We start from the raw sequence: 14,787 nt of genomic DNA on the forward strand, positions 1-14,787 counted from the left end.
ACACACAAGAACGTGTTGCCTTGTTTATTGATGGCGCAAATCTTTATTCTGCTGCGCGTGCACTTGGCTTTGACATTGATTACAAAAAGTTACTGGCACATTTTCGAAGTCAAGGACAACTTATTCGCGCTTTCTACTATACAGCTCTATTTGAAGATCAAGAATATTCCCCTATCCGTCCTTTGGTCGACTGGCTGGACTATAATGGATATACCATGGTCACAAAGCCAGCCAAGGAATTCACCGATGCCCAAGGCCGCCGCAAGGTCAAAGGCAATATGGATATGGAACTCGCGATTGATGTGCTTGAAATGTCCAAACATCTTGATCATGTTATCCTGTTTTCCGGCGATGGCGATTTCCGTCGCTTGGTCGAAGCTGTCCAGCGTAAAGGTGTACGTGTGACCGTTGTCAGCACAATCAAGTCAAACCCACCAATGATTGCTGACGAATTACGTCGTCAGGCAGATGGGTTTGTCGATTTAAAACGGATCGCGAAAAAGATCGCACGAAACTTTCACGATATTGATGAGGGTGATTACGAAGACCCACCACAACCATCTTCAGAAATGCGACGCGATCACACCAAAGACTACGACGATGTTGATATAATCGAAGAAGTTAACGGTAACATTGAACAAATCGAAATTGACCGAAGTGTGGAACGTTTGTAACTCCCTCCTTATTTCAAATAAATAAATCAGATATGTTGAAAATCTGTTTTTGCAACTACGCTGAACTAATTAAAACGCCTCACCTATTCCAAGATTTAAAGACGCTCAATGATATATCATTGTTGAGCTCAGAACAGATATTAACGAACGCTAGAAGTCCAATTAAGGGACATAAGGATGATATTTAATCAAAATTGCATGCAGTTGATAATTATGCAAATCCTCAGTCATCAAAGTGTATTGAAAAAAATGGGCGTTAATTGATTTTTAACTAATAAGCTCTAAATTTGAGATAGCTTAGAACTTAAGGTTTCATGCTGCAAATGTAGTCTTTTATGACTATATGAATCTTGATGGAGTTTTCCTTAATATGATTGAAGTGAGCGAACTAAAATCTATTGACGATCTATCTATGTGGAGAAATCAGCAGATTTATGAATGGTGGACTAACGTTCCCTCTGGTTCGCCCCAAAAGAGTGACTTTAAGATAGAAAACCATATTCGAATTGCTGGGGGATTATTTCTGCTCCAACGTTTGGCTTATCAGAAGTTCAAATATCTAATCTGTGGCGAAGAGATTAACATAATTACGGGTAGACAATCTCATGGCTTTACGTTTGAATTAAAGCCGCCAGAATATGTTGGATATGATAACTTCAATCAACTCATTGAGCATTACGAGATGATTGTGGAAACAAAAAAGCCATACTTTTGTACGGGCAGCTCATCCCTTCTCGGGGTGAAAAATTCGGGCTTTGAATCCATTGATTGTCCCCTATTTGATGATGAAGGCAATGTTACCCATATTATAGGCTCTTTACAGTTAAAGAAGTCTAAGTTGTAAAATTTGATTTACGGTTGGCAGGCTGGAGGTGGTGTTTTGAAAATTTCCCTTTTTGTAGCCCTAACAATAATGTGGGTGTTATCGCCACTAGCTGCACATGCTGATGAATCTATCGTCATTAAGCATTATCAGTATCAGGAACGATATAAGTTTGGTCATCAACTTCTATTACTAGCAATTAGCAAATTGGACATACCTTTTGTAGTCCAAGGACCGACTACACAGGATGTGAATGAAAAAAGAGGGGAAAACCAAATATTGGAAGGGCGACTGGACATCGAATGGATGTCTACTACGCGAGATAGAGAAGATTTATTGATTCCTATTAAAATTCCTCTTTATAGGGGAGTATTGGGCTTACGTTTGTTATTAGTAACACCAACAATGCATCCTTCAATTAGTGAAATTTCTACTTTGGACGATTTGCAAAGCTATACAGGGGGGTATAGCCAACATTGGGGGGATCTTCCCGTATTTGAAGCAAATAACCTCAGAGTTGATACTAGCACAGTTTATGAAAGCATTTTCAAAAAGCTAATCTACGGAAGATTCGATTACTTCCATCGAGGAGTTCAAGAGATCTGGGATGAACAAAAGCGTTACAATAAACAGTTAATAGTAGCGGACAATATTATGCTTTTCTATCCGCATCCTGTTTATTTTTTTGTAGGTAAACATAGACCCGAATTAGCAAAAAATCTCCGGCGAGGACTAGATATTGCAATGGAAGATGGCTCCTATAAAAAGCTATTCTTTGAATATTTCGAACACTACATCAAGTTAGGAAATTTGGAGAATAGAAAGCTGATAGTTCTCAATAATCCTGTAGTGCCACAAGATACACCAGCATTAGACACAAGCTGGTGGATGCCTATGAAATATCAAAATAGATAGCTATCAAATGCAGCTAAATATGCCCCCACCAAACTTTGAAGAGTAATATCAAATTGAAATATATGTCACATTGCAACTATATTTGATTTGGGAAATATAAGATCATGGGGTGGAAAATGATTGCCAGTAAAGAACCTGGGAATGGTTTCGTTGAATACATCAATAGAAATAGAAAGTTGGTTTGTGAAGTTAAGATTTCGTCACTAAGCAATAATGAAGATTATACAAACGGGCTTTTGTAACAAAACCAAGTCCAATTAAGGGACGTAAATAGGGAAAATTTATGAGTATAGATAAAGCATCGTATCAATCAGAGTTACTACAGGCGATGATATCCTGTAATAACTCTGCAATACAAAATATAAATAATGCTCTTACACATTGGCCAGCGAAAGCAACTGGAATTGGATTTGATACTTTTATTGATCAGGACGAAGAGGGTTTTGTTAGCATTCTCTTAACACCTCAAGGACCAGATAGTTATGTGTTAAACAAACAGGTTCGAGATTTCCGATATTTATTTGATATAAAATTTATAGACGGCCAATTAAATTTTCCCGTCACACTATTTGATCCAAATGAAGCATTTTTTGACATGAGAGAAGCAGTTTCCGAAACTGCTCTAAAATGGGTTTTGTCTCTGATTAAACAAATAGGTGAAGTCGAGTTTCCTAAACCAATAATATTTTCAAACTGCTATCACGAGGCGAAAATATTACATGATGCATGCGAGTCCAATTAAGGGAGGTTACAGAGATGAAAAAATTTCAGGGACAGGCTCGTGAAGCTCTAGAAATTGTAGCTTCCAGTTACGACAAAGTAGCAGAGGCTTATTTAGATGCCAGAATTGGTGGTAGCACAGCAATTTTAAAAAATTTAGTAGAAAGATTAAAGCCTGGAAGTCTCATACTGGATGCAGGATGCGGTTCCGGGCTACCCATAGCTCAAAAGCTTGCAAAGGAGTATAAAGTTGTGGGCGTTGATATTTCGGCCCGCCAAATTGATTTAGCGCGATCAAAGGTATCACACGCAGATTTCATCCATGGAGACCTGTTGGAAGTGACCTTCCCAGAAGGATATTTTGATGGAATAGTTATGCTCTATGCACTTTTCCATATACCAAGGGAAGATCAAGAGGCGCTAATCCATAGCCTGAGACGCTGGATAAAATTAGGAGGAAGTTTGCTAGCTACTATAGCAGTTGCAGATGAACCTGATTACACGGAAGAAGATTTTTTTGGTTCCCCTATGTACTGGAGTAACTATTCCAAAGAAGAAACCATTCGGACTTTCGACAGATGCGGCTTCAAACTAATCAAAGAAATCAGGGCAGGACATGGATATAATCGACAGGATTTGCCAAGCGAGAATCATTCCCTTGTATTGATGGAGGCCCAGTAGCAAGTTAGTCCAATTAAGGGAAGAATGATGAAAAACATGAATTTAGATCAAATCATAGATAACATAAAAGCTTCCATAAATGAACCCGTATCAGTAAAAAGTAATGTTTACTGAAAATTATGCATATGAAAATTCTTGAAGATATATTGTCCCAAGACGTTAATAAAATTTGGTCTGCTTCCTGTAAAATAAGGCATATCAGAGATACGAAAATACTTAACTTACTTGCTGCCCAAATTCCACAAATATTAAGAGCAACAGATGGAATACAAATGGGTGCTTCTGAAGTTCATCTTTCTTCTGCCTTAAAAAAATTAAATTTTGTAGAACGTAACAATGAAGTTAGTTCAGAGAAGCGCTTATGCTTTTGTGAATTATATCTGACAGATATATTTTATAGCCCTATTGAAGAAGAAAAATTAGGTTATGTTGAAATCAATGAAGTGCAAAACATACCTTGGAATGAGAAATACCAGTGTATCTGCCGCGCTTGTAAACAATACTTCCATGTAGATGCACGCGAATACCATTATACGTGGTTTGAATGGACAAAAAAATAGTCCAATTAAGGGAGGTTAAATGGAGCCAAGATTTCCCAGTCATGACTGTAATCTATGCTCTAGATTGAAATCCTATATTGATTTCCAACGGATTGAACATCCCGATTGGCATAATGGACCTGTACGTAGTTTTGGAAGTATTAAATCAGAAATTTTGATACTTGGTCTTGCCCCCGGATTGCATGGGGCTAATACGACGGGGCGTCCATTCACAGGGGATATGTCAGGCATTTTATTATTTGAAATGATTGAGAAATATGGGTTTTCTAATGGAAAATTCGACAACCGTCCTGATGATAAACTAGTCCTTATCAATTGCCGTATATCAAATGCTGTGCGCTGTGTGCCACCAGAAAATCGACCAACAGGTGCCGAGATGAATAACTGCCTACCCTTTCTAAAAGATGAAATAGAGGCCATGAGCAATCTACAAGTGATAATGTGCCTTGGTAGAGTTAGTCATAACAATGCGTTAAAAGCATTGGGATATAAGCAATCACATGCAAAATTTGCACATAATGCAAAAGTAACACTCGACAACGGCATTACCCTTTTCGACAGCTATCATTGCTCACGTTATAATTTGAATACAAGACGTTTAACGCCAGAAATGTTCGAAGACGTCTTTAAAGATATAAAGAAATATATTGAAGGCTAAGTATAATTTTAACCTAGCTCTCTCATCAAGCGACCTTGCTTTTTCTTCCAATCACGCTCTTTGATAGTTTCACGTTTATCAACACTTTTCTTACCTTTAGCCAAACCTAAAGATAATTTACAAATACCACGATCATTGAAATAAAGTGACATTGGTATCAAAGACATACCGTCACGACGAACCAGACCTGACAAACGGTCTAATTCTTTACGTTTCACCAATAATTTGCGGTCACGTTTCGGCTTATGTTGCATCTTTTGATGCGCATTTGGATATTCACCAATATGCACATTTTGCAACCATAACTCACCGTCTTTTGGTGCCGCAAAGGCATCAGACAAAGAAACGGTACCAGAACGCAAAGACTTAACCTCTGTCCCTGCCAAGACAATGCCGCATTCCACTGTTTCTTCGATGGAATAGTCATGGCGGGCACGACGGTTCTGGGCAACCGTCCCCGTCGCTAATAAAGCCGCCTTCTTTTTGGCATTTTTATTTTTACCCGCCATAACTTTACAATCCTTAAAGTTCACTTAAAGCAAACCAGCACCTTCAAGTGCCGCTTTAACCTGCGCTTTGCCTGCATCCGTCAATTCGACAACAGGCAAACGACCACGTGCAGAACATAGACCTAGCAATTCAGCTGCATATTTCGCTGGTGCTGGAGACGGCTCACAGAACATCGCATCATGGATTGGCATCAAGATGTCACGTATACGTGCAACTTCATCCCAGTTTTTTACATTCCATGCATCATGTAACTGCGCACATAAACCAGGCGCAATATTGGAAGAAACAGAAATACAGCCATGACCACCTTGTGCCAAGAAACCAACTACTGTTGCATCTTCACCAGATAATTGAATGAAATCTTCACCACATGCCAAACGAGTTGATAACGGGCGAGATAAGTCAGCTGTCGCATCTTTCACACCAACGATATTATCAAAATCTTTCGCAAGACGCGCCATTGTATCAACGGACATATCAACAACACTACGACCCGGAATATTATAGATAAACACCGGACAATCCGCGGCTTCAGCCACAGCTTTAAAATGTTGATACATGCCTTCTTGTGTTGGCTTGTTATAATAAGGTGTTACTGCGAGTGTCGCGTCTGCCCCCATGCTTGCGGCATGCTTGGTCAAAGAGACAGCTTCACGTGTAGAGTTAGACCCAGCGCCAGCAATTACAGGCACCTTACCCTTGGCTACCTCAAGGCAGAGAGAGATCACACGCTCATGTTCATCATGCGTAAGCGTCGCAGACTCGCCTGTTGTTCCAACTGGAATCAGGCCGTCTGTCCCTTGATCAATCTGCCACTGAACGAAATTTTGAAACGCCTTCTCATCCACTGACCCATCTGGGGTCATTGGTGTGATGAGTGCGGTCATAGACCCTTGAAACGTCACGGTCATAACGTGGCTCCTTGATAGTAGAAATTAAACATAAAAAACATGCCGAAAATTCACGACACGATGGAACGGACAATATAGAGTCCTTTAATTTCAAACAAGATACATTAAGTTCTTTTTTCCATAAATTTTCCTTTGAACTAAAACTTACTTGGATTTTTCATGAAACTGTTCTTTGCGTGAATAGCGAATTCAGTCATACTACCGCCATAATTAGAAAATAGATGGATGGGTTATGATTTTTTCAACTGGTGCATTTACAAAAAACATATTCAGCTCAAGGTATATCAAACCTCTGAGCCTCTGCGCTGTGATTGCGACAGGCCTATTCTTTCCAAATCCCACAGAAGCAACATCTCTTTCAAAAGTGGATCTCAACCTCTATGAAAAAGCCTTTCAGGCCGCTGATAATAATAAGTGGGACTATGCTTTTAACCGTGCACGTAAAGCTGAAAATAAATTGCCTGAACAGGTTCTAAAATGGAGTTACTATCAATATAGAAAAAACAAAGCTAGCTTCAAGGAAATATCCGATTTCATTTTGACGCATCATGATTGGCCAGGTATTCGCACTTTACATCGGTCTGCGGAAAACGCGATCAAAGCGTCTACTCCCAAAAGCGATCTTCTTGAATGGTTTCGATCCCATGATCCCTATACCGTGAAAGGTGTGATCCATTACGCCCGCGCTTTAATTGAAGATGGGCGTGAAGAAAAAGCAAAAAGCCTGATCCGGGAAGCGTGGCGTGAACGTGACATGCTACCTGTCGATGAAAAAGCAATTCTGCGCCCTTATAAAAAGTGGCTTACGAAAGAGGATCATCTAGCGCGATTGGAATTTCTTCTTTGGAAAGGCTTCACTGGAAGCGCGACTCGTCAATCTCGCCGTGTCTCAAATGATTATGCCAAATTAGCACAGGCACGTATTAAATTACGTCGACGATCAGGCGGTGTTGATTATGCCATTCGCCAAGTTCCTAGACACCTAAAGGATCATCCCGGCTTGGCTTATGAGAGATTACGTTGGCGCCTTCGCAAAGGGCGTTACGAAGACTCCCTTGAGCTTCTAAGGAATCCGGAACAGGAAAAAGATCAAGCGGGATACTGGTGGAAACAACGTCGCAAAATTGCACGTTGGGCTGTCCGGGAAAAGAAATTTGATCTCGCTTATAAAATTGCGGCAGATCACAGGAATACAAGTGGCTATTCTTATGCAGATGCAGAATGGTTCGCAGGCTGGATCGCCTTACAATATCTGCATAAGCCCAAAGATGCCTTGTTACATTTTCAAAATATGGAACGAAAAGTCAGTTTTCCTGTTTCATTATCACGTGCCACATATTGGATTGGACGTGCGTATGAGGCATTGGGCAATCAAGACAAAGCGTTAGAAAGCTATAAAAATGCCGCAACGTTCTCTCACCGTTTCTATGGACAGCTTGCCATTGGAAAATTGCCGAAAGATTCTCAAATTCCAAAAATTGCCCCGAAATATGCGCCACAAGAATTTGCCGTCCAACCTGATGTGACGCATAACGAATTAGCGGAAGCCATTGTGATAATGGATCAACTTGATGAAGATAAAATTGTTAAACGCTTCACCCAAGCCTTAATGTGGCAAGCAGATGAGGAAGATGAATTTCAATTTATTGCTGCATTAAATAAATCTATCGGACGTAATGACTTGGCAGTCTACACCGCGCGCCAAGCGGACAAAAAACACGTTACCCTATATGAAGATGGATATCCAATCTTCCCAGTCGAAGGTGAGAACTTCTTACATAGTCCAATTGTACATTCAATCATTAAACAGGAAAGTGCCTTCTACCCAAAGGCAAAAAGTTCTGCAGGTGCTCTTGGTATGATGCAACTCATGCCGGCAACAGCAAAAAGACAAGCCAAACGTGTGAGCCTAAAATATAATAAAAAACGTTTAACCACGGACCCACTCTATAACATTACAATTGGGCAATCTTATTTGTCTGGATTGATTCAACGTTTTGATGGCTCTCTTCCTATGGCTTTCGCAGGATATAATGCAGGCCCAAGCCGAGTAAAACGCTGGGTAAATCAAAATGGTGACCCCCGCGTCACAATTGAAGAAATGATCGATTGGATAGAAATGATTCCATTTGAAGAAACACGAAACTATGTACAGCGTGTTTCGGAGAATCTGTTAGTCTATAAACAGAAATTTGGGGAACCTTCCCGTGAGCTAACCTTGGATATGCTTAATCACGTGGTAGACCCAACTTTAAGCAACTAAGATTAATTGGGGCGGAAGGAAATATACTGGAAATGAACGAACCAATCCTAAAAGGCATCAAAGCATGTATTTTTGATGCTTACGGCACCCTGTTTAATGTTCATGCAGCCGCGGTAAAATGCAAAGATGACTTAGGAGATAAAGCAGATGCGCTCTCCCATATCTGGCGACAGAAACAGCTTGAATATACTTGGTTACGAAGTCTTATGCGCGACTATCGCGACTTCTGGGATATTACTCAGGATGGTTTAACTTACGCTATGGCTGCAGTTAATCTGGATTCGCCTGAACTAAAAAAGAAGCTTCTTAACCTTTATTGGGAATTAGAAGCCTATCCAGAAGTTCCTGAAATGCTATCAGCTTTAAGGGATAAAAAACTGAAACGTGTTATTTTATCAAATGGCTCTCCTAAAATGTTGGAAGCTGCTGCACAGTCCGCACGCATAACCCCGTTACTCAATGAAATTCATTCGGTCGACGATATTGGTGTCTTTAAACCCGACCCACGCGTCTATCAAATGTCTGTTGATCACCTATATATTCAACCTCATGAAATATGTTTTATATCATCCAACGCATGGGATGTGGCGGGTGCAGCTCATTTTGGCTTCAACGTGGTTTGGGTTAATCGTTTCAATCAGCCAGCTGAAGGCCTTTCAGGTCGTCCAAAAGCAATTCTTAAAAATCTTGAAAAACTTCCAACTTTAATTGGTTAATTTAATAATGTCAGAATCAGCAAATTTTGCGGATGTAGTAACAGCAGCAAACCGCATCAAAGGTTATGCAACTCGTACATCTTTAATTGAATCACCTTTCATAAATGAAAGACTAGGTGGACGGGTTTTATTTAAACCGGAATGTCTACAGAAAACCGGATCCTTCAAGTTTCGCGGCGCTGTAAATACCATCAATGCATTATCTGATAAGCAAAAACAAAAAGGAGTTGTCGCCTTCTCATCAGGTAACCATGCCCAAGGTGTCGCCCATGCCGCGCAGCTTGCTGGCATTCCTGCAGTTATCATTATGCCAGCGGATGCTCCTAGGATTAAAATCGAAAATACCCGTGCTTATGGCGCAGAGGTTATCCTTTATGATCGGTATAACGAGGACCGTGAAGCAATTGGCATCAGAGTTCAAGAAGAACGAGGCAGCTATTTAATCAAACCCTATGATGCGGAATTAACTCTTACTGGACAAGGTACTGCCGGCCTCGAAATTGCCGAAGACTGTAAAGAATTGGGTATCAATCCGGATCAACTTCTATCGCCATGTGGCGGTGGTGGCCTCATGGCTGGTTTATGTCTCGCGATGACAGAAACACTCCCAGAAACAAAGCTTTATGGAGTAGAGCCCGCAGATTTTGATGATACGAAAAGATCACTTGAAACGGGTTGTTATGAAGAAAATGACCCGTCTGCACGCTCTATCTGTGACGCTCTGCTCTCTCCATCTCCTGGCAAGATTACCTTCCCTATCAATCAGCATAAATTGAGCGGTGGATTATCTGTGACAGATGATGAAGTGAAACATGCTATGCGTATCGCATTTAGAGATCTGAAGCTCGTCGTAGAACCTGGCGGCGTTGTTGCCTTAGCAGCACTATTAGCTGGCAAAATAGATACAATAAACAAGACTACGATTGTTGTCTTATCCGGTGGCAATGTAGATGATGAAATGTATCGTTCAATATTGGCAGAGTGAATAAACAGACTTTCTAATCTTTGATCAATCTGAGTCAGAGTTAGAATTTGATGATATTGCTGCTTCTACAACTGCTTTTCCATTCACTGAAAATGCAATAGGATTACCACGTTTACATAATCCTTGTAGATGAGCCCCCGCCTCAATGGATAAGCTATCATGATTGATATCACCGGTCACATCAGCCGTTGATGTCAAACGGACAATACGTCCCGTAATTTCCCCCTTAACATGGCCAGAAACTATAATTTCATCACCATACAAGGAGCCATTGACGGTGGCCTTTTCACCGATGGTCAAACGATAGGAATGGATGTCGCCTGTAACATCGCCATCCACATGCATATCACCTTTGGAGGCTACATTCCCAGTCAACATCATCCCTTCTGATAATACCGTCAGCACCTTGGAGGGGGTGAAAGAAGACTTTTCATAAGTCACATTTGCTGAGGGTTGCTTATCCTTTGTAGACATGGCGTCCAGCCTCAATAAATTTCATAGGATCAAGATGTTCGCCATCCAAACGAATTTCATAATGTACATGCGGACCCGTTGAACGCCCCGTACTACCCAATTTACCAATTGGATCACGATGAGAGATTTCATCCCCCTTCTTCACCAAAATCTTCTTAAGATGACCATAAATAGTAGTTATGCCGCAACCATGGTCAATCTCAACCATCTTTCCATAACTAGAACTATTATAAGCCTTAACGACCTTACCGCTAGCAGTTGCATGGATGGTTGTCCCAGGCCAACCTCCCATATCAATTCCCTTATGAATCGCATTTTTGCCAGTAAACGGGTCTTTACGCATTCCGTATTTGCTGGTCACATGATAGTAATCCACTGGCGAAACCAACGGGACACAAGAAATTAGTTTATCCAGTGCTTGAAGCTTCTGAACTTTTTGTTCCAATGTCGCCACAGTCGTATTTAACTCAGATGAAGAGCCACCTGTGAATTCCTGTATAACTTCCGGGCCACCAGTTCCTGTATGCAAACCCGCCATTGCAAGAGCTTTATCCAGATCTAAACCAGTGCCTGACAGCGTTTCTTGCTTATGAACAATAGATTTTTCTGTGCGATCTAAAAGACCAGAAACAATTGTAATCTGATCATCATGGATAGATTCAAGTTCCGATAATAACGTCAATGCTTGTTGAGGGCGATTTTCACGCATTGCGTCCACTTCACGGGTATAGCCTGCCACCCGACTTAATCCGGTTACGACGCCATCAAGAGTTTGTTCAACTTTGTCTGACATATCTCTAAAATCAACAAGACCATCCATCAGATCAGAAGAGGTCTCTTCCAAAACAGTTAAACGTTCATCCAATGGTACATTACTAAGATCTGCACGAGGGGTTAGGGCATCCACCAATTTATTACGCAAACCACTTTCAACCATCAAACTATCGAAACGTTCGTTTAAAATTGCGATACGTTCTTCTGCTTGTTTTTTTAAACCTAACAATTGAGCTTCTTCTTCGCGAAGTAGCTCCAAGTCGTCTTTAAGTTTTTCGTTTGTAGTGTCGAGTTGATTTTTACGAGCCTCGAGGGATGCAACTTCCGTCTCAAATTCTTTAATACGGATATTTGCTTGCCCTCCCTCTTCTCGGGCTTCAGATAAGGCGGCAGTCAAATTCTTAATTTGATGTCCCATTACCTTCTTATTGTTTTCCAGTGCCTCATATTCGTTTTGAGACTTCACCAAAGCTTGATTGGCCGCGCTTACCTTACCAGATAATTTACGATTTAATGCACGTTGGTTTTCAAGCTGCTCTTGAAGCGCAATGATCTCATCTTGATAACCAGAACGGGATTTAACGATTCGATCATGATCATCCCCTTTAACATCAAAATCAAGAGAAGCCCGAGCAAGGCTTTCATTCACCTTGTCCCCCAACACACGAAAAGCAATAATTTCTTCAGAGAATGTCATTTCAGATGATGTTTCATCTGTTTTAGTTGTTATCTTTTCTTCGACCGTGGCAAGATCAGTCTGCTTATCCATATCCTGAAGTAAATTGGTAATCCGTTCCAACTCTACTTTATAAGCCTGAAAGTCTGCTTTTAAACGGTTTTGAGATAATTTGGCTTCAATAATCGCTTGATTTCGATCATAAATTATAGAGTTTTGCCATACACTTGTAATCGTTGAAGATATTCCCCATAACGCTGCCGCAGACACACCAAGACATAAAGCCACTTGTAGCTTCGGTGACAGATTGATGAATGTTACGCGACCTTGGCTACGGATAAGAATATCGCGTGGCTTAAACACACGCTTAAACCAGTTATCCTTCTTACCACTTTCAGTACCTTCAGAAACCCCATGTCCTGAATCAAAACCACCGTGCATTAAAATAGCTTTCTATACTTAGACAGACCCAACTTCCAACCCTGCCTATTAAGCCATTTTATAAGGGTAAGAGTCAACGCAAGGGCAATAAAAATAACACCGAAACAGATTCTGCCCAACTAATATATGTCAGGTATGCGGATTAAACATTTCAAATTAAATCTTAATTACGCGTTCTTTTGGTAAATGAATAGAAACTACAGTTCCTTTGGAAACTTCACTTTCCAAAGTTAACTTACCGTCATGAGCCTTTACCAACATGTCAGACAGAGGCAGGCCAAGACCTGTACCTTCTTCTGATTGTGTCCAGGGGCTATCCAAACGACCAAATGGCTTCATAACTGTTTCCACATCAGCCATAGACATCCCTTCACCGTTATCCGTAACGCGAATCAGCATACCACCATCTTGCGCCAATCCCGCAGACACAGTCACCATTCCAGCAGCCGGGGTAAATTTCACCGCATTATTCATCAAGTTTAGGATCACTTGTTTCACTGCCCGCATATCGGCACGTAGTTTTGGTAATTCCTCAGGCACATCCACATTTAATAACAAATCTTTTTCTGTGGCACGTTGTTCCAACAATTTATGGCAGTCTTTGACAACTTCACTTACATCAAATTCTTCGTCATTCACAACAAACGCGCCCGCCTCTACCTTTGACACATCAAGCACGTCATTAATCAAATCCAACAAATGCGAACCAGAATTATAAATATCATGTGCATATTCTTTATAACGGTCCTGACCAACAGGCCCCAGCATCTCACTGCGGACAATATCAGAGAAACCAATAATTGCATTTAATGGTGTTCTTAGCTCATGCGACATATTTGCAAGGAATCTAGATTTTGCTTGGTTAGCCGCGTCCGCTTCTTCCTTCGCCAACTGCAATTCAAGCTCACGTTCCTTCAATTCCGAGATATCTGTACGTACGGCTACGGTACCACCAGATGATGTTCCATGCTCGGTACATAAAATCCATCGACCATCACTTACACGAATAATTGTCGAATCATCAAAATGATGATGAGCCTGAATTTGATCTTCCACAAAATCATCAATACGCCCTTCAGCAGTTGGAAAATCTCCACGTTCTGCAGCTGTGCGAATAATATCTTCAAAAGTTACATCTTCTTGAATTGAATCTTGTGCTTTTGGCGTAATGTCACTGAACTTTCTATTGTATAAAACCAACTTGTCGTCTTTATCAAACAGGGCAAACCCATCAGACATGGAATTCACAGCATCGCGCAATAACGCCTCAGAATCGCGCGCGCGTTCTTCACTGGCTCGCATGGCACGTTCTGCCAATTCTTGCTGAATGATCATTTCGTTATAAGACGTTACAACCTCCCCTAGTTCATCTTTTGAATCCCATTCAACAGATGAACGAATATCGTTATCTTTAACCAGCTTAATAGATTTCATCAATTCACGAAGCGGATAACCAATAGTACGCTCAGTAGCAACAACTGTTGCCGCAACAATTACGGCCATCAATATGATCAATACCAATACATTGCGTTGCAAACGTGTAATTACCTCATGTTGAACGCGATCATCATGCATACCGACGGAAACAGAACCAATAATCTCCTCATGATCATTTGAGCTATAGATAATTGGTAACGTCTCTTCAAAAGAAGCTTTTGCTCCCTCCTTACCTGCAACACGCAACGCAGAAATTTCTTCACCAGTTACATCACGTACCGTCACATAAAGGAAATCTGGATCTTGTTCCAGCGCTAACAAGATCGGACGAATGGCACGAATATCATAGTTCCACAGAGGACTTGAAAGAGCCAAAGCCTGAACCTGCGTATTTTGTAAAAGGCGTTGTTTAAGATCTTCATGCGCAACACTAATGCTCGCATATTCAAGTACCGCAAATAGTGCAATCATACTGATAGCGATCAACGGAAGCACCACAGCTAGAAGTTTCGCACGTATTGAGTTTAGTGAAATAAACATGAAGTCCCCAGTATTCTTCTTGTTAATAT

Annotated in this window: 15 protein-coding genes; 10 read left to right on the forward strand and 5 right to left on the reverse strand. The window is 40.9% G+C overall.

The features are described 5' to 3' along the window. The 7 genes from E1160_RS03805 to E1160_RS03835 form a co-directional block, all read left to right on the forward strand. The coding region (locus tag E1160_RS03805; RefSeq protein ID WP_155153672.1) for a LabA-like NYN domain-containing protein at positions 1-674 on the forward strand (674 nt) is incomplete at its 5' end. A gap of 370 nt (positions 675-1,044) precedes the next feature. After that, entirely contained in the window at positions 1,045-1,518 is a 474-nt protein-coding gene (locus E1160_RS03810) for a PAS domain-containing protein (RefSeq protein WP_155153673.1), read from the forward strand. A 3-nt stretch (positions 1,519-1,521) separates the two neighbouring features. Continuing rightward, complete coding sequence (locus tag E1160_RS03815) at positions 1,522-2,412, forward strand: ABC transporter substrate-binding protein (RefSeq protein WP_155153674.1); 891 nt, start codon at positions 1,522-1,524, stop codon at positions 2,410-2,412. 283 nt (positions 2,413-2,695) lie between these two features. Continuing rightward, a complete protein-coding gene (locus tag E1160_RS03820; RefSeq protein ID WP_155153675.1) occupies positions 2,696-3,154 on the forward strand; it encodes a DUF6389 family protein in 459 nt (152 codons plus the stop codon). Between the two features lie 14 nt (positions 3,155-3,168). Continuing rightward, positions 3,169-3,813, forward strand: coding sequence for a class I SAM-dependent methyltransferase (locus E1160_RS03825; RefSeq protein ID WP_218048704.1), 645 nt, complete (start codon positions 3,169-3,171; stop codon positions 3,811-3,813). A 125-nt stretch (positions 3,814-3,938) separates the two neighbouring features. Next, the gene (locus E1160_RS03830) at positions 3,939-4,373 is read left to right on the forward strand and encodes a hypothetical protein (RefSeq protein ID WP_155153677.1); all 435 of its coding nucleotides are present in this window, start codon (positions 3,939-3,941) and stop codon (positions 4,371-4,373) included. 19 nt (positions 4,374-4,392) lie between these two features. Beyond that, positions 4,393-5,031, forward strand: a complete 639-nt coding sequence (locus E1160_RS03835; RefSeq protein WP_155153678.1) for a uracil-DNA glycosylase — start codon at positions 4,393-4,395, stop codon at positions 5,029-5,031. An 8-nt stretch (positions 5,032-5,039) separates the two neighbouring features. Here E1160_RS03835 and smpB read toward each other — a convergent pair whose 3' ends face one another. Continuing rightward, complete coding sequence (gene smpB / locus E1160_RS03840; protein ID WP_155153679.1) at positions 5,040-5,540, reverse strand: SsrA-binding protein SmpB; 501 nt, start codon at positions 5,538-5,540, stop codon at positions 5,040-5,042. Positions 5,541-5,564: 24 nt separating this feature from the next. After that, positions 5,565-6,452 carry a 4-hydroxy-tetrahydrodipicolinate synthase gene (dapA, locus tag E1160_RS03845; protein ID WP_155153680.1) on the reverse strand — a complete coding sequence of 296 codons (888 nt, stop codon included), beginning with the start codon at positions 6,450-6,452 and terminating at the stop codon, positions 5,565-5,567. A gap of 232 nt (positions 6,453-6,684) precedes the next feature. Here dapA and E1160_RS03850 point away from each other — a divergent pair, with 232 nt between their 5' ends. Genes E1160_RS03850 through E1160_RS03860 form a run of 3 tightly spaced genes read left to right on the forward strand, consistent with a single transcriptional unit; the run spans position 6,685 to position 10,416 of the window. Continuing rightward, entirely contained in the window at positions 6,685-8,715 is a 2,031-nt protein-coding gene (locus E1160_RS03850) for a lytic transglycosylase domain-containing protein (RefSeq protein ID WP_155153681.1), read from the forward strand. Between the two features lie 32 nt (positions 8,716-8,747). Then, complete coding sequence (locus tag E1160_RS03855; protein WP_155153682.1) at positions 8,748-9,431, forward strand: haloacid dehalogenase type II; 684 nt, start codon at positions 8,748-8,750, stop codon at positions 9,429-9,431. 7 nt (positions 9,432-9,438) lie between these two features. Further along, positions 9,439-10,416 (forward strand): threonine ammonia-lyase, encoded by a 978-nt coding sequence (locus tag E1160_RS03860; RefSeq protein WP_155153683.1) that lies wholly within the window; start codon positions 9,439-9,441, stop codon positions 10,414-10,416. 24 nt (positions 10,417-10,440) lie between these two features. On the opposite strand, the gene E1160_RS03865 is transcribed toward E1160_RS03860, so the two are convergent. The 3 genes from E1160_RS03865 to E1160_RS03875 form a co-directional block, all read right to left on the reverse strand. Beyond that, on the reverse strand, positions 10,441-10,890 hold the full coding sequence (locus E1160_RS03865; protein WP_155153684.1) for a bactofilin family protein: 450 nt from the start codon (positions 10,888-10,890) through the stop codon (positions 10,441-10,443). Beyond that, positions 10,874-12,781: a M23 family metallopeptidase gene (locus E1160_RS03870; protein WP_155153685.1), complete on the reverse strand. Its 1,908-nt coding sequence runs from the start codon at positions 12,779-12,781 to the stop codon at positions 10,874-10,876. The genes E1160_RS03865 and E1160_RS03870 overlap by 17 nt, the downstream gene beginning before the upstream one ends. Before the next feature lie 156 nt (positions 12,782-12,937). After that, positions 12,938-14,787, reverse strand: a 1,850-nt coding sequence (locus tag E1160_RS03875) for an ATP-binding protein (RefSeq protein ID WP_218048705.1), incomplete at its 5' end; no start/stop codon positions are given.

This window comes from Curvivirga aplysinae, from assembly GCF_009711445.1.
Taxonomy (GTDB): Bacteria; Pseudomonadota; Alphaproteobacteria; order UBA8366; family Aestuariispiraceae; genus Curvivirga; species Curvivirga aplysinae.